The organism is Acetomicrobium sp. (genome assembly GCF_059026225.1).
This window is the reverse complement of record NZ_JBWQOQ010000007.1, coordinates 770452-786720: the sequence shown is the minus strand read 5'-3', so window position 1 is coordinate 786720 and position 16269 is coordinate 770452. Positions and strand designations below refer to the sequence as shown.

General features: G+C 45.6%; 17 protein-coding genes, 1 tRNA gene and 1 pseudogene. 18 read left to right on the top strand and 1 reads right to left on the bottom strand.

Annotated elements, in window-relative coordinates; translation table 11 throughout:
* The first annotated feature begins 4 nt into the window (after positions 1-4).
* The 16 genes and pseudogenes from AC5SXE_RS08435 to AC5SXE_RS08360 all read left to right on the top strand — a co-directional run bounded on the left by AC5SXE_RS08435 (position 5) and on the right by AC5SXE_RS08360 (position 14064).
* Complete coding sequence (locus AC5SXE_RS08435; protein WP_303883794.1) at positions 5-1648, top strand: flagellin N-terminal helical domain-containing protein; 1644 nt, start codon at positions 5-7, stop codon at positions 1646-1648.
* Between the two features lie 137 nt (positions 1649-1785).
* Positions 1786-2172: a flagellar protein FlaG gene (locus tag AC5SXE_RS08430; protein ID WP_303883792.1), complete on the top strand. Its 387-nt coding sequence runs from the start codon at positions 1786-1788 to the stop codon at positions 2170-2172.
* A gap of 355 nt (positions 2173-2527) precedes the next feature.
* Complete coding sequence (locus tag AC5SXE_RS08425; RefSeq protein WP_303883790.1) at positions 2528-3610, top strand: FkbM family methyltransferase; 1083 nt, start codon at positions 2528-2530, stop codon at positions 3608-3610.
* Between the two features lie 60 nt (positions 3611-3670).
* Positions 3671-4816, top strand: coding sequence for a glycosyltransferase family 4 protein (locus AC5SXE_RS08420; RefSeq protein ID WP_303883789.1), 1146 nt, complete (start codon positions 3671-3673; stop codon positions 4814-4816).
* A gap of 151 nt (positions 4817-4967) precedes the next feature.
* Positions 4968-5972, top strand: a complete 1005-nt coding sequence (gene pseB / locus AC5SXE_RS08415) for a UDP-N-acetylglucosamine 4,6-dehydratase (inverting) (protein ID WP_303883787.1) — start codon at positions 4968-4970, stop codon at positions 5970-5972.
* Between the two features lie 2 nt (positions 5973-5974).
* Positions 5975-7171 carry a UDP-4-amino-4,6-dideoxy-N-acetyl-beta-L-altrosamine transaminase gene (gene pseC, locus AC5SXE_RS08410; protein ID WP_310849147.1) on the top strand — a complete coding sequence of 399 codons (1197 nt, stop codon included), beginning with the start codon at positions 5975-5977 and terminating at the stop codon, positions 7169-7171.
* Positions 7172-7196: 25 nt separating this feature from the next.
* Complete coding sequence (locus tag AC5SXE_RS08405) at positions 7197-7913, top strand: glycosyltransferase family protein (RefSeq protein WP_303883783.1); 717 nt, start codon at positions 7197-7199, stop codon at positions 7911-7913.
* Positions 7910-8965, top strand: coding sequence for a UDP-2,4-diacetamido-2,4,6-trideoxy-beta-L-altropyranose hydrolase (gene pseG, locus AC5SXE_RS08400; protein WP_310849148.1), 1056 nt, complete (start codon positions 7910-7912; stop codon positions 8963-8965). Before AC5SXE_RS08405 ends, pseG begins: the two co-directional genes overlap by 4 nt.
* A 1-nt stretch (position 8966) precedes the next feature.
* Entirely contained in the window at positions 8967-9905 is a 939-nt protein-coding gene (locus AC5SXE_RS08395) for an NAD-dependent epimerase/dehydratase family protein (RefSeq protein ID WP_493917174.1), read from the top strand.
* Positions 9906-9947: 42 nt separating this feature from the next.
* Positions 9948-10943 carry an ATP-grasp domain-containing protein gene (locus AC5SXE_RS08390; RefSeq protein ID WP_493917173.1) on the top strand — a complete coding sequence of 332 codons (996 nt, stop codon included), beginning with the start codon at positions 9948-9950 and terminating at the stop codon, positions 10941-10943.
* Positions 10944-11996 (top strand): pseudaminic acid synthase, encoded by a 1053-nt coding sequence (gene pseI, locus AC5SXE_RS08385; protein ID WP_493917172.1) that lies wholly within the window; start codon positions 10944-10946, stop codon positions 11994-11996.
* A gap of 245 nt (positions 11997-12241) precedes the next feature.
* Positions 12242-12439 (top strand): hypothetical protein, encoded by a 198-nt coding sequence (locus AC5SXE_RS08380; protein ID WP_493917171.1) that lies wholly within the window; start codon positions 12242-12244, stop codon positions 12437-12439.
* Positions 12381-12743, top strand: a pseudogene (locus tag AC5SXE_RS08375) (Rpn family recombination-promoting nuclease/putative transposase). The gene AC5SXE_RS08380 and the pseudogene AC5SXE_RS08375 overlap by 59 nt, the downstream one beginning before the upstream one ends.
* A gap of 121 nt (positions 12744-12864) precedes the next feature.
* Complete coding sequence (locus AC5SXE_RS08370; RefSeq protein WP_493917170.1) at positions 12865-13023, top strand: hypothetical protein; 159 nt, start codon at positions 12865-12867, stop codon at positions 13021-13023.
* A 317-nt stretch (positions 13024-13340) separates the two neighbouring features.
* Positions 13341-13709: a hypothetical protein gene (locus AC5SXE_RS08365; protein WP_493917169.1), complete on the top strand. Its 369-nt coding sequence runs from the start codon at positions 13341-13343 to the stop codon at positions 13707-13709.
* Positions 13710-13989: 280 nt separating this feature from the next.
* Positions 13990-14064: transfer RNA gene (locus AC5SXE_RS08360), tRNA-Ala, on the top strand.
* Positions 14065-14217: 153 nt separating this feature from the next.
* On the opposite strand, the gene AC5SXE_RS08355 is transcribed toward AC5SXE_RS08360, so the two are convergent.
* Positions 14218-14481, bottom strand: a complete 264-nt coding sequence (locus AC5SXE_RS08355) for a type II toxin-antitoxin system HicB family antitoxin (RefSeq protein ID WP_303882879.1) — start codon at positions 14479-14481, stop codon at positions 14218-14220.
* Between the two features lie 235 nt (positions 14482-14716).
* On the opposite strand from AC5SXE_RS08355, the gene speD reads away from it, so the two are divergent.
* Positions 14717-15127, top strand: coding sequence for an adenosylmethionine decarboxylase (gene speD / locus AC5SXE_RS08350; RefSeq protein ID WP_493917168.1), 411 nt, complete (start codon positions 14717-14719; stop codon positions 15125-15127).
* Positions 15128-15177: 50 nt separating this feature from the next.
* Positions 15178-16269 (top strand): mechanosensitive ion channel family protein, encoded by a 1092-nt coding sequence (locus AC5SXE_RS08345; RefSeq protein WP_493917167.1) that lies wholly within the window; start codon positions 15178-15180, stop codon positions 16267-16269.

The window sequence follows — 16269 nt, the reverse complement described above, 5'->3', positions numbered from 1 at the left end:
CAAAATGAGAGTGTACCATAACATTCCTGCCCTATTTACGTATAATTCACTGAGCACTACGAACGATCAGCTTCAAAAATCCATCAACAAATTGTCCACGGGTTTGAGGATCAACAGCGCCGCCGATGACGCCGCAGGGCTGGCCATCAGCGAAAAGATGCGCGGTCAGATCAGAGGCTTGGACATGGCCGTAAGAAATGCCCAGGATGGCATATCAATGATCCAGACGGCCGAAGGCGCATTGAACGAGACTCAGTCCATCTTGCAGAGGATGCGCGAACTGAGCGTTCAGGCCGCTAACGATACCCTGACGGCAAACGACAGGCAGGCCATACAGCTTGAGATAGACCAGCTAAAAGAAGAAATCGACAGAATCGCAAACACTACTCAGTTTAACAAGAAAAAACTGCTTGATGGTTCTGCTTCCATCCTATGGTCTACCGATACCCCCGACACCAAGGTCTTCGTCAGGGGCGGCTTGCGCCAGGTCGATGCTTATGGGCAAAAGACTGCTTTGGAAGGCAACTATAAGGTAACGATAGAGGCGCAGGAAATAGGCCAGGGCCAGGTTCTAAAAACCGACATATTCAAACTTAAGCACGGAAGCGCAGCGGAGATCGGCCAAGTAGCATCCTCAGACAGCAAGCTTTACGACATAGATAAATTCTGGGATGCCAACGGCAAATTCATGCTCGACGATCCCCAAACGCTTACCCTCGTTATGGGCGATGGACAACAGCGCAGCGTGACGATATATGCAGATGACACTCTGGCATCATTGGCTGAAAAACTGGGTGGAGCTATACAGGATATGCAGAGTGCCTATGTGTCTACGGCAGCTGTTACAGCAGGCAATCTAGTCCAGTATGTGGCCCCGGGGAGTGCTACTACATCTGGAAACCTTACCGTAGAGGGTACTATTGTCATATCCAGTGCCGTCGTAGGCAAGGCCGGGGAGATCACGTTTATAGGTGACGAGGACCTGCTTAAAGCTTTGAGCTTGAGCCAAGTCCAGGAAAGCAAAGAAAATAGGTTTACGGTTACCGTTACCGATGCACACAGCGGTGATTCGGTGGCTGAGGCCAGCGTTACGGGGAACCTGCTCGTCGGCATAGTCCACGAAAATGTCGATGTGGAGTTCAATAGCATGGCAGATGTAACTGTTTCTTGGTCAATTACAAATGGCAACTGGTCTTTTAAACAGATTAGTTCAGGACCAACTGATGCATTTACCACATATATCCATTTAGCCGACAATACCACAGTCTTTCAGATCGGGGCTAATGAAGGCGAAGATATGGGAGTTGACCTCGGCGATATGTCTGTCCGATCGCTGGGGATCCATCGCGTGTTGGTTACTGACCGCGAATCGGCTGCCCGGTCCATATCTATCATTGACGGTGCCATTGATAAGGTTTCTAGTCAAAGGGCAAAGCTAGGCGCTTACCAGAACAGGTTGGAACACACCATAAACAACCTGACCACTGCATCCCAGAACCTGACCGCTGCCGAAAGCCGCATCCGCGACCTCGACATGGCCCAGGAAATGATGAACTTTACTAAGCTGCAGATCTTGATGCAGGCCGGCAACGCCATGCTCGCCCAGGCTAACATACTGCCTCAGGCCGTGTTGCAGTTGCTGCGGTAACAGGTTAGTTAAAAACGCACAATAATTTGGGCAGTTACTCCTAGCCTTCGCAAGGGAGGAAACCTCCTCCCTTGCGAAGCGATTAAGCGTAGCAACATTTTAAAGCGCGGGTTTCCGTTTCGAGGAGGGTGCGTGTCATGAGCGTCGACGGCATCAGCAGGTTGAGTTCTTTCTCTCAGGGAAACAACGTACCAAAGGCAACTGAGACTAACCTTGAGGGAGCTGTTTACAAAGAAAGCATCAATTTTGAAAGAATACAAGCAAAAGCAAATGATGAAAAAAGTTTGCGGGAATACTCCAAAGAGGACATCAAATCCGCCATCCGCAAGGCCGAACAGATGGCTATTATCTTCGACCGAAGCCTTAAGTTCAAGTACATCGAAGAAGCCGACATCTACCAGGTTCACGTCATCGACCACGCCCACCACGACAAAGTTATCCGTAAAATTCCCCCTGACGAATTAATACATTTTATAGCAAGGGTGAACGAAATGATCGGCGCTCTTTTCGAGGCCAAGGTCTAAAATTCCGGGGTCAGGTCTTTAATCTTGAATTTTAGTTAAACAGGTTAACACAGTTGCTGAAAAATGTTTCATTTCCCTTTAAATAAACTGAGGCCTAAATTAAGGCTAAGCAAAACCAAGTTCTATTGAGCATTTTTGTGATATTGTCAGTTTGCAATGTAATATATATTGGGCTTTTTCTGTAATCTTTTTATCTAAATTAATCGAGTAAAGCAACATAGCCTGATTTTAAAGAATGTACAAGATTTTATGTTTTAATCCCGTTGCTAAAAATGATATCCGGCTATTCAGTTACGTTGCTGAAGATTTTATTAAGATGATGCAGTATTTGAGGAGGTTGGCTTGAAGCGAGATCATGGAAAGCATAAGGGAGCTTGAAAGAGGATTTGTAGACGCGGAAGAAAAGCTTAACAACGCTAAAGAGATCATTGTTTTTGGAGCAAGCAGCGGCGGCAAGAATGTTAAAGCATATTTGGAAACGTATATGAAACTTCGCGTTCATTATTTTGTCGATAACGATCCGGAAAAGTGGGATAAAAGCATAGATGACGTACCGATCATTTCTCCTTCGAGATTATTGGCTATTTATAGTTCATTTACCAATCCGCTGATATGTATCGCCAGCGATTGGGCAAAAGATATAGTACATCAACTGCGAGAGATGGGGGTAAAAAACTACATCGACATTAACTATTTAGGTAAAATGCAAGATAGTTCCGACCGTGAAAAACTCGCAAGTCATATAACAGAGTTGGAAAAGGTATGTCATTTTCTTGCTGATACTGAGTCAAAGGAAATTTTTCTCTCGGTTTTGGAGCATCGCAAATCTTTAGATCCTATCTGTTTAAGAGTTTCTGAGTACGATCAATATTGCCACCCCTTAATAGGTTTTGCGAGATGTAGGGTTTTATTTGATGTTGGGGCATGGACGGGGGATACAGCAATTAAATTTGCAAAACTTATAGATCAAAATGGTAAAATTGTGGCCTTTGAACCGACACCGCATAGCATGGCTAATTTATGTAAAAATATTCACGATGAAGGCCTTGAAAATAAGGTCATTCCGGTAGCTGCAGGAATAAGCGACAGAAACGGATATGCATGGATTCAGCTGAACCAGCACAGCAGTTCTAATTGCATTTCATCAACGGGTTCCGTGTTGGTCAACATCACAACCATAGACGATTTCTGCAATGAAGTCAATTTGGTGCCCAATCTGATAAAGATGGACATAGAAGGTAGTGAGATGGCGGCATTACGCGGGGCAAAGAATACCATTGTTAAATATGGCCCAGGACTTCAGGCGTGCATTTACCATCGCTGTGAGGATTTATGGGAAATTCCGCTTTTCCTCAAAGAACTTCGGCCTGATTATAAGCTTTATTTAGGGCACCATACTCAGAATCTTCGTGAAACTGTGTTATACGCTATGCGTTAAAAAATAATAAACTACGAAGATCTTTTAGTAAGAAGAATTAAATTGAAAGGAATATGATATATGAATATCCTGATGTGTACTACTTTTTTGCACGGCGGTGCAGGAAAGGTAGTTTGCGATTTATCTTGTAGTCTTTTAAATCGGGGCCACAAAGTGTTTGTTTTTGCTTCTAAGACCACATATCCTGGGTATGAACATTACGAAAAGTATCTAGAAGACCTACGACGTCAACATGTCTCAATAATCTTGTGCGATTCCACTTTTAAACGAGATATATATCAAAATATAAATGCCTCTATGGCTCTACGACAGTTATTGATAAAGGAAGATATAGATGTCATTCACTCCCATGCCGCAGTCCCAAGCATGGTGGCAATGATTGCCAGGTCAGGCTTAAATAGATACATTCCGATTTTACAAACTATGCATGGTTGGGGAATGAACAAAACTATGGAACAAGAAAAGATGGATGTTTTTTTACTCGATTGTGTTGACCAGGTCATAGCTGTTTCCAAAGGGGATTATATATTATTGAGATCATTAGGAGTGCAAAACCCTAATATGCGAGTACTCTATAACGGAATTTGTGAGTGTCTTAATTGTGAATATGAATATGATGATCCGGATTGGCAAAAACTGATTTCCCTTAGGCAATCTGGAGTAAAAATCATTGGTTGTATAGGAACTATTGGAAAAAGGAAAAATCAGGCTTTACTTGTTGATGCGTTAAATAAAATCCCATCAGATTGCGGAAAAATAATGGCCGTTTTTATAGGTGAAGGCGATATTGAAATGTTGCGACAGTTAGCTGATGAATTAGGCATAAGAGGCAGTGTTGTTTTTACCGGTTACAAAAAAGAGGCGTCCCATTTTTTAAAGCTTATGGATATGCTAGTGCTTCCTTCAGTGAGCGAAGGGTTGCCGTTAAGTTTAGTTGAAGGAATGCGAGAGAAAGTTATAAGAGTTGGTAGCAATATTCCAGGAATTAATGAAGTAATTGCGGATGGAGAAACAGGCTTTTTATTCCCAAGTGGGGATGCTGACTCCTTGGCCAGAGTATTGATTCACGTACTTGAGATGGATGATGCAGAAAAGAAACGGATTATCGATAAAGCATATGCCGATTTTAAAGCCCGATTTACGTTAGATAAAATGATAAGTTGTCACCTTGACCTATACAATGAAATGCTGAATAGGAGGATATAACTCTGGAAACTATGATGGGTTTTTGTAAGATTGTTTATTAAGTAAAGATAAAGTAACCATTATCGGCACCATTGCTTATCAAAAAATGCAACGGTGCCGATAATTTATATAGAATTTGTATGTGCATGTCATCGAGCAGGGGGATAGTTTTATGTATATGGACGGTAAGGTTATTTTAGTTACCGGGGGGACCGGGTCGTTTGGGAAAAAATTTACCCGCACGCTCCTTGAAACCCACAACCCCAAGGCTGTAAGGATCTTTTCTAGAGGAGAATATTTGCAGTACCAGATGCGCCAAGAGTTCGACGATGACCTTAGGCTAAGGTTTTTCATAGGAGACGTCAGAGACAGGGAGCGCGTATATCGTGCGATGAACGGCGTTGATATAGTCGTCCATGCCGCGGCCTTAAAGCAGGTCCCAACGTGCGAATACAACCCCATCGAAGCAATAAAGACAAACATCGACGGGTCGGCAAACGTCATAGATGCCGCAATAGATAACGGCGTTGAAAAGGTCATGGCCATAAGTACGGACAAGGCCGTGCAGCCCGTCAATCTCTACGGAGCCACTAAGCTTGTCGCGGAAAAGCTGTTCGTTCAGGCCAATGCCTACACGGGGAGCAGAAAGACTAAATTCAGCGTCGTTCGCTACGGGAACGTCGTGGGAAGCAGGGGAAGCGTGGTGCCTTTGTTTTTAACCCAGCGGGAAAAGGGCAGGATAACGCTTACCGACGAACGTATGACCAGGTTTTGGATCACCCTGGAGCAGGGAGTGCGTTTCGTCATCGACAGCATCGGCAGGATGCAGGGCGGCGAGATTTTTGTGCCTAAAATTCCAAGCATGCGCTTAGTTGACCTTGCTGACGTCCTGGCTCCGGGGATATGCAAGGAGACCATAGGCATACGTCCGGGCGAAAAACTTCACGAATGCCTGATTACGGCAGAAGAGGCAAGACACGCCAGGGAATATGACGGCTTTTACGTCATCGAACCGGAGCATTCCTTTTGGAAGAAAGATGACGGCGACGGCGGTAAACCTTTGCCGGACGGTTTTTGCTATACCAGCGACAGCAACGGCTGGTGGCTTACGGGAGAAGAACTTAAAGACATGGTCGAAAGCCTGGACGATTACGCAAAGCAAGGCAAGGTGAATTGAGCTTGGACGATAAAAATACTTTAACTGTAGAGGGAGGTAGTCCCGTAAGAAATACGCTCCTGCCTTACGGCCATCAGTGCATAGACGAGGACGATATAAAAGCGGTCGTCGACGTACTGCGCTCGGATTGGCTGACCACAGGGCCCAAAGTGGCGGAGTTTGAAAAGCGCTTTGCCGAAATGGTGGGGGCTAAATATGCCGTCGCCGTAAACAGCGGTACGGCAGCGCTTCATGCTGCAGCCTTTGCTGCAGGCATAGGTCCGGGAGACGAGGTCATAACGACGCCTATGACATTTGCTGCAAGCGCAAACTGCGTGCTTTACTGTGGGGGACGTCCCGTCTTTGCCGATGTTGAGGCCGACACGCTGCTTTTGGATCCTTCCTCGGTGGAGTCGAAGGTCTCGCCCAAGACGAAGGCCATAATAGCAGTAGATTACGCGGGTCAACCCTGCGATTATGACGCCTTAAAAAAACTTTCCGATGAACACGGTCTTATCCTCATAGCCGATGCCTGTCATGCGCTGGGTGCTACATACAAAAACCGTAAGGTTGGAACGCTTGCCGATATGACCGTTTTTAGCTTTCACCCCGTAAAGCATATAACTACAGGTGAAGGCGGGATGGTTATAACAGATAATCCTGAATTTGCCGTAAAATTGCGCGCCTTTAGAAACCACGGCATTACCACGGACCACAGACAGCGCGAGGCTAACGGCTCATGGTTTTACGAAATGGCCGAACTGGGCTACAATTACAGGTTACCCGACATAAACTGCGCCTTGGGATTAAGCCAATTAAAGAAGCTCGATAAATTCGTGGCAAGAAGAAGGCAAATAGCTGCCCTTTACGACTCGGCCTTTGCTGATATGCCTGCACTTTCTCCATTAGCCCAGCGGGACGACAGGAAGTCTTCGTATCATCTTTACGTAGTTAGGCTTAATTTAAGCAAGCTTAACGCGAATCGCCAGCAGGTCTTTGGCGCCCTGCGGGCCGAAAACATCGGCGTTAACGTGCACTATATTCCCGTTTATTGGCATCCTTATTACAATAAGTTGGGTTATGGAAAAGGTTTGTGCCCTGTGGCGGAGAAAGCTTACGAAGAAATCGTTACGCTTCCCTTGTTTCCTGCGATGAGCGACAGGGACGCCGAGGATGTCATTAGGGCGGTTAAAAAAGCGCTTAGCGCGTACGCTGAGTAAATTAAGCATTTTGGGGTGAATGGATATGACTCGCATAGTAGCTATAGTTCAAGCCCACATGGGAAGCACGCGCCTTCCGGGCAAGGTGTTAAAGGATTTGGCAGGAAAACCCATGCTTGCAAGGGTCGTAAACCGCATGCGAAGGGCTAAGTTGCTGGACGAGGTCGTCGTGGCAACCACGACAAAACCCGGAGACGATGTCCTGGTAGATTTGTGCAAAAGCGAAGGCTGGCCCTGGTTTCGGGGAAGCGAAGAGGATGTGTTGGACCGTTATTACAGGGCAGCAAAACAGTTTTCTGCCGATGTGGTCGTTCGCATCACATCGGACTGTCCTTTGATAGAGCCTGAAGTTACTGATTTGGTGATTAAAGAATTCATCGAGGCAAAACCGGATTATGCCCATACCCGTAATTATCCGCGCGGACTTGATACTGAGGTCTTTGGCTTTGACGTTTTGGAGCGAATATGGCATGAGGACAAAAACCCCGCCTGGCGCGAGCATGTTACGCCTTACATTTACCGCCATCCAGAAAAATTTAGCATAAAGGCCGTTTGCAACGACGAAGATCTGTCTTTCATGCGCTGGACGGTGGACACCCAGGAAGACCTGGAATTTGTCCGCCGTATTTACGACCACTTTGGGCACGATTTGTTCTCCTGGCGCGAGGTGCTAGATTTGCTAAAAGAACACCCCGAATGGCTTGAGATCAATAAACACATCGTACAAAAGACACTGCCATGAGTTTGGTAGGCAATAACGTTTTGTTGGTACGCGTCGACTCCGGCATAAATTTAGGCAGCGGCCATGTAATGCGCTGTCTGGCCCTGGCTCAGGCTTGGCAGGATGGCGTCGGTGATGTGGTTTTTGTCTTGGCAACGGAATCGCCCAACGCAGAGGCAAGACTCACCGCCGAGGGGTTTGAGGCCCTTCATATAAACGCGAAGCCCGGCAGTGCGGAGGATGCACGTTTGACGATGAAGCTGGCGCATAAGTATGGGGCCTCATGGGTCGTTGTTGACGGATATCATTTTGGCGGAGATTATCAAAAGATCATAAAAGAAGCAGGCTTAAATCTTTTGTTCATCGACGACTACGGACATGCAGACTATTACCCTGCCGACATAGTTTTAAACCAAAACATACATGCCGACGAAAATCTTTACCGAAACAGGGCTTCCTATACGAAACTTCTGCTTGGAACCCGCTACGTGCTCTTAAGGCGTGAGTTTTTAAGGTGGCAAGGTTACAAGCGGGAAATACCAGAGATTGCCCGAAAGATGCTTGTCACGATGGGGGGAAGCGACCCGCAAAACGTCACGCTAAAGGTGCTTCAGGCGTTAAAGAATATCGACATAGACGGCTTTGAAGCCGTTTGCGTAGTCGGTGGCAGCAATCCTCATTATGATGCCTTAAAAGATTTTGTTGAGACCGCAAATTTGCCTGTTCGCATCGAAAGAGACGTTAAAGATATGTCCCAACTGATGGCCTGGGCTGATGTGGCTATAACTGCAGGAGGCACAACCTGTTGGGAGCTGGCGTTTATGGGGGTGCCGTTCGTTGGATTGAGTCGTGCGAAGCAAGAGGCAATTTTATTACAAGAAACTACCCGTATAGGCATGTCATTGAACATGGGTGAACATCAGAATCTTGAGCCATGTGATATTAGTGAGGTATTAATGCGTTTGATCAAAGACAAAAGACAGCGCTCGACAACGATCTCTATTGGGTGTTTAAACATAGACGGATTAGGTTTTCAACGACTTATCAAAGCGATGAATGAGGGTGAAATTTGATATGAGGTGGAATGGGAAAAAAGTATTGATTACAGGTTCTATGGGAATAATAGGAAGAGCGCTTGTCAGCCGATTGGTTTCGGAGAGCGCTCAACTTTTGTCCGTGGATATAAAACCTACCAACTGGAGCGATAATTCTATAAAGCACGTTCAAGCAGACCTTTCAAAGGTAATACCTGATGAATGCGCTTCATTTGGGCCTGAGGTGATCTTTCATCTGGCAGCTACTTTTGAAAGAACGATAGAAAGCCCGGGCTATTGGAAGACCAGTTTTGACAACAATGTTTTAGCCACGCACAGGTTGCTGGAAAAGGTATCTTCATTGGATTCTCTTAAGCTGTTTGTCTTTGCTTCCAGTTATTTGATATATGATCCCAAGTTGTATATGGGAGCTATAGAAGTTTGCAGTTTAAAAGAGACTGATCCAATCGCTCCAAGAAACCTGGTGGGTCTTGCCAAATATTTCACGGAGAGGGAGTTAAGTTTTCTAGAAGACACAGAGAGGCAATTTCGAGCAGTTTCCGCGCGTATTTTTAGGGTATATGGTCGAGGCTCGCGCGACGTCATTTCTCGATGGGTTCGCGCTGGATTGCGAGGAGAGCGAATTGAAGTTTGGGGGAAAGACAGCCGATTTGATTACATTTATGCCGATGATGTGGCCGAGGGCCTGATTAAACTCGCCGAATCGCAAAATGCCGAAGGCATTGTTAACCTAGGTTTAGGCAGGTCTAGAAGCATTGGCGAAGTAATCGATATTTTGAAGCAAAGGATAGGTACCTTGCAGATTAACGAAATTACTTCTGATATTCAGAGGGAGTCAAGCCAAGCAGATATGTCTCTGTTTAATAAGATAACAGGCTGGGTTCCCAGCACGACGCTCGAAGAAGGCACACAACAAATTGTCGAATATGAAAGGAAGCTAGTGCGGAATGGACAATAAGTATAAAGTTTTATCCTGGCAACTAGAGGAACTGATTGCTCGATGAACGTCCTAATCACCAGCGTCTCCCGTAAGGTATCGCTCGTAAAAGCCTTTAGCCGGGCTTTAAGCGAAGAAGGCGGGGGAAAGGTAATAGCAATAGACGCAAGCCCAAAGTCCGCAGCGCTGTATTTTGCGGATAAGGCATACATTGTCCCGACAGGTCTGGGCGAGGATTTTCGTGAGACGGTGCAGAATATTTGCAGGAAGAACGAGATAAAACTTCTCATACCTACAAGAGATGAAGAGTTGCCCTTCTTTGTCGGGGAGCGGGAAAGGCTGAACGATATCGGTGTATGCGTGATGGTTTCAAGCTCGCATGCTATTAAAATATGCCAGGACAAAGGCCTGTTCGTTGAATTTTGTTTGAAACACGGCTTTTCAGTGCCTAAAACTTATAAAGAAACGGATATAGTTTTTGATTTCCCCCTTTTCGTCAAGGACAGGTTTGGCAAGGGAAGCAAGAGCGCGTTTCGCGTGAATTCAAAACCTGAGCTGGATTACTTTTTAAACCGCCTAGAGGATCCAATCGTTCAGGAATATGTTGAGGCGCCGGAATATACCGTTGACCTGTTTGCGGATTTCGCGGGTAATATATTGAGCGTAGTTCCCCGTCAGCGACTGTCGATATTTGGCGGTGAGTCGTTCATAGGCAGAACGTGCAAAAATTGGGATATAATTAACGAATCGATGCGCTTGGCCAAAGCCTTAAATTTAATCGGCCATAACACTATTCAATGTTTCTTGCATAACGGACAGGTAAAGTTCATAGAAGTCAATCCCCGCTACGGAGGAGCGGCAAGCCTTGGCTTCGCTGCCGGTGCGTTTACGCCTCGAATGCTTGTGCGCCTTGTTTTAGGTAGAGAAGTCAAACCTTGTGTCGGAGATTTTAAGGATAATCTGCATATGCTTCGCTACACTGACGACATCTTTGTTGATGAAGATAAAATGAAACAAATTGCGCATCGAATAGATGAAATGCGAAAGGAGCCGGGGTAAATGGGTACAACTTTTGCAATTAATAATCGTGATATAGGGCCTGGTTATCCTACCTACATAATTGCCGAAATGTCGGCCAACCACAGTCAGTCTTTCGAGCAGGCCGCAAAAACCGTACGCGCTGCCAAAGAGGCAGGAGCTGACGCTATAAAGCTTCAAACCTATACGCCCGATACCATGACCGTTAAATCAGATTCCTCCTTGTTTTGTCATAAATCCGGCAGCCTTTGGGAGGGCAAGTCGCTTTACGACCTTTATTCCGAAGCCTATATGCCCTGGGAATGGCAACCCAGGCTAAAGGAGATAGCAAACGATATGGGACTTGACCTGTTTTCTACCGCCTTTGACCCGACGGCCGTGGATTTTTTGGAGGAAATGAACGTCCCCGTCCATAAGGTGGCTTCCTTTGAGATAGTCGATATCCCCTTGATCGAAAAAATGGCCAAAACGGGAAAGCCTTTGATAATTTCCACCGGCATGGCAACTTTAGCGGAAATAGATGAAGCCGTAACTGCGGCCAAAAGGGCAGGAGCGACGCAAATTGCTCTGCTTAAGTGTAACAGCGCATATCCCGCGCCCCCTGGGGAGATGAATCTGCGCACGATACCTCACATGGCCGAGGGTTTTGGCGTACCCGTAGGGTTGTCCGACCATACCCTGGGCATAGAAGTGCCCGTTGCTGCCGTTGCCGTCGGAGCCTGCATAATAGAAAAGCATTTTACATTGTCTCGCGATATCCCAAGCCCTGACAGGGCATTTTCCATAGAACCTCACGAGCTTAAGGCTTTGATCGATGCCGTAAGGACGGTCGAGAAGGCCTTGGGCAGGGTCTACTACGGCGTTAGCGAAAAGGAAACGCAAAGCAGGGTCTTTAGACGGTCCTTGTTTGTGGTAAAGGACATGAAGGCCGGCGAAACCTTTACCGAAGAAAACGTGCGTTCCATCCGCCCCGGCTATGGCCTCCCTCCCAAATTTTTAAAGGAAGTTTTAGGCCGAAAATCCGCACGGGACATAAAATTTGGGACGCCGCTTTCGTGGGATTGCATATCGTAAACTCTGGGGAACTCTGGGGTCGGATCTTTAATCTTGAATTTTAATTCAAAAGTTAACAAAGCTGACGGAAAATGCCTAATTTTCCTTTAAATGCAACTAAGGCTTAAATATAGACTAAAGATCAAGTTACGTTCGGCATCTTTTCGTGATATCATCAGCAAACGATGCACCATGTGCCAGCTTTTAGCATTTTCATGCCTTGATTGCTGTATTAAAATCATCTTCAACCAAAGGAGGCCTCACCTTTGCCAAAAGACGACCTAACGCCCAAAGACCCACATGACAGACTGTTTAAAAGGGTAATGTCTGACGAAGCAAACGTAAGACAATTCATAAAGGAATTCCTGCCAATAGGAGCTTTCAAGTCAAATAGATTTAAAGGAAATGAAACTCATTCCCAACAGAAAAGATCAAAGGCTACAACAAGTACTACATGGACATAGCCGTGGAATGCAAAATAGCTCAGACACAAAAGGACAGCTTTACTTCGTATTTGAACACAAGTCATACCCTGATCCCGGAGTTTTACTTCAAATACTAAATTATATGACTCGTCCACGTGGGATGAGCAAAGAAAGAAAAATATAACCACTGACACCTGTAATTCCCGTAGTTATCTATCACGGCTCTTCAAGCTGGAACGTAACAACCCATTTTCAAGGACAGTTCAACAGCTTAAACGAATCCATAAAACCTTACGTTCCTGAGTTCAACTACGTATTGAGTGGACCTAACCCAAATTCCTAACAAAGAGATAGAACAAAAGGCAAAAGATACACCCTTTTTGACTGGCAAGTTTGACTTTTAATGAAGCTGGTAGCCCTAGGGGATATAGAAGGAATCATAAGGATAGCTGTTATAATAAAGCTTGTCCGAAGAGGAAAGGATAATACTGATCCTTTATTTGTTTTATACTCTTGATGTAGACCAAGACACCATGCAACGGATAGTAAAAGAACTTGGAGGTGAAGAAATCATGCCGTCTCTGGCAGAGAAGATTGATGAGACAAGGGGAATCAAAAGGTGAAATCAAAGGTAAACAAGAGTCTGCTTATAAAACAACTGCGCCGCAAATTCGGCCTGTCATCATGCTGAGGAGAAGATGATCCGCTCCGTCACCGATGAAGCTAAACTCGATACCGCAGCCGAAGCCATACTTGATGCAAAATCGAAGGACGAAGTACTTAAAATGCTAGGGTAAAAATTTTGGGTGTGCATCGAACCTTGAACTTTTAGCTACAAACCGAATGGCCCCGGCCCATGGAAATGTCGGGTTTTGTACAGCATGCACTTGCATGAGCGAAAGCATCAACTTTCAAATAATAAAATACGAGAGTTAATTCTATGAGTGCATTAAATTCGCCGATTGATCTTAAAAACATTTCTCCCATGGTTAAGGAAGTTACGAAGGAATGGATGAGAGAAATCCTAGCTTCAGATGAATCCGAAGACCGTTACGATTCAATAAGAAACTTATACAAGAAGTTTAACGAAGCCTTGATGAAGGAATATGGCGATAAAGGATCTGAGTGTGTAAACCAAAAATTCGGTGAGTTAAAACCACAAGTTGACTTTTTAGCCTCTCTTTTTTATTGCATAAACGATGACCTGCGAAACAGGCAAAGGGAGATGAAGTTTGACTCTCCCAAAGAGGGAGACGATTTTTTGCATGGCAGAGACTTCAACAGAGGCCTGCTCGACAGTTCGAGATGAGGAATTTGATGCTGTTCTTGAATCTTTGTTGAGTAAAGTGCGATCCCTCGTAAAAAACGATGCCCTTGAGGCCGGTTGGGCGCTTAATCCCAAAGATCCGCCGTTGAACACATTGGGGTTGGACCTTTAATCTTGGAGGATTTGATATTTCAAGGTAAACCTCTATCTCTAGCGCAGGGAGTATACTTATAAAATCTTTTTCATATAATTCGTTAGTTAAAAAAATTTTAAAATTCCCGTTGACAAAAGCCTCGTCCATTCCTATAATGAGCACTGTCCTGGGGCTGTGGCGCAGAGGGAGCGCGCTTCCTTGGCATGGAAGAGGTCAGGGGTTCGAATCCCCTCAGCTCCACCAGTGAAAATAAAGCCTCCTTTTGCATGTGTATTGCGAAAGGAGGCTTTTGTTTATTCTCATGCCATGTATGGGTGTTTCCCACCCACATATGGACCATCGAAGCCAAACTTGCGTAGCGTTCTTATCAAATCATGCCAGCCAGTTGGTGTGAGTTTAGCCATTAGCCATGAGTCTTCTTTCTGGCTCAGTGATGCGATGTTGTCCTATTGGAGGAATTGCAAGTCCCCGCTGCAGTCTTATGACAATCCAGCCTTCGAGTGTTTCTTTCAAATTGCGCCTGCATTCCTCTAGGGTCTTTCCAGTGGCCCAAACGCCCTCTAATTCAGGAATGGCTCCATAATAAGGCTCTTCGTCCTCGATAATTTCATATTTGGCGCTTTCCAATGCTGCTTCGATGTATTCTGTGAGCACCTGCATCACCTCCAGGCCATATCACCCTTTGTTGCTTTTTATTATACTACAAGTCTCGCAATGTATTTTCTTGACCGCTTGGAAGGTTGAGCGGCCCTTTTCTTATTTTGTTTGCCTCAGGCGTCAAATTGGCTTTTTATATGAGCTCCTTTGTATTAAACTTAGCTTGGTCTTGCTTGGGTAGGTAGGAAAATGTTGGTTGTCCCGTATTAGCCACAAATATAAAAAGGGGGTGTTTTGCATGGATCCGAGGGGACATCATTTTATCGTCGAGGCCTCTGGCTGTAATGACGTGATAGGGGAAATCGAGAAAATGCAGGGAATACTTGTCGAAGCGGCGAAGCGCGCAAAAGCTCATATTTGGACAGTTTCCTTTCATCGCTTCCCGCCGAATGGAGTAAGCGGAGTGGTGGTCATAAGCGAATCTCACCTTTCAATACACACATGGCCCGAGCTGGGGTATGTGGCTTTGGATATATATACCTGCGGCAGCGAAAGTCTTCCGGAGGTTGCCGTGGATTACGTGCTTGAGAGGGTAAATGCAAAACACACCCACGTGACAGAAATCACCCGCGGGCTGGATTATGGCGACCGCGAATTTTATCATTCCATCGTCACTTGGGAAGAGCGACTTCGGGGAAACGGCGGATAAGTGGCCAGCTAAGACAAGTAAATTGACGTAACTTGAAGGAGGTTTTGCCTATGAGCTTGCAAATTTGGGGCAACACCCTGGGCACATGGCTTGCCGCAATAGTCGTCATGGCCATTTCTTTCTGTGTCTTATATTATGCAAAAAGACTCGCGGATAAGTACATCTCGATTCTTTATGACCGCAGGCCCAACGTGGTTTTAGGTTTAATGCTGAATTTGGTGCGGCAAATAAACGTCTATTTTCTGGTTTTGCTCGCCATTCTCATAGGTTCCTCGCTTTTGACCCTCCCCGTAAGGCTGTCGCGAGCTATATCGATTTTGGTGATACTTTTCTTGCTCTTTCAGGTGGGCTTGTGGGGGGATAAGGCCATAAACTATTGGCGAGACACAAAAATCAAGAAGAAAGCCGACGAAGATCCCTCAATGGCAACGATGCTCTCGGCGCTGGGCTTCATGGGAAAGCTCCTTTTTTGGGGTATAATTGTCCTGATCGCACTGGAAAACATGGGCATCGATGTTACGGCCCTGATCGCAGGCTTAGGAATAGGCGGCATCGCCGTGGCTTTGGCGGCGCAAAGCATACTTGAGGATCTTTTTGCCTCCTGGTCAATAGTGTTGGATAAGCCCTTTTTGGTGGGCGATTATATCGTCATAGATGGTTATTCCGGAACGGTCGAACACATCGGCTTAAAGACCACCAGGATGCGAAGCTTGACGGGCGAACAGCTCGTTTTTTCAAACTCAGATCTTTTAAAATGCAGGATCAGGAACTATAAGCGCATGTACGAAAGAAGGGTCGCCTTTTCCTTCGGCGTTGTACTTCAAACTCCCCTTGAAAAGTTAAAAGAGATTCCCCACATCGTCGAAGAAATCATCACTTCCATAGAAAACACGCGCTTTGATCGGGCCCATTTTGCAAGTTACGGCGAATTTTCCCTCAACTTTGAAGTGGTTTATTACGTGTTATCCTCGAGCTATGCCCTCTACATGGACATTCAGCAGGAAATCAACCTGGCGATTTTAGAGGAATTCCAAAAGAGGGGCATAGAATTTGCTTACCCGACTCAGATGGTCTACGTATCGGAAGCTGCGCCGATTGGCCTTTCGGCGAAAAAGCTTGAAGAGGGAGGGGCGTCAAATTAG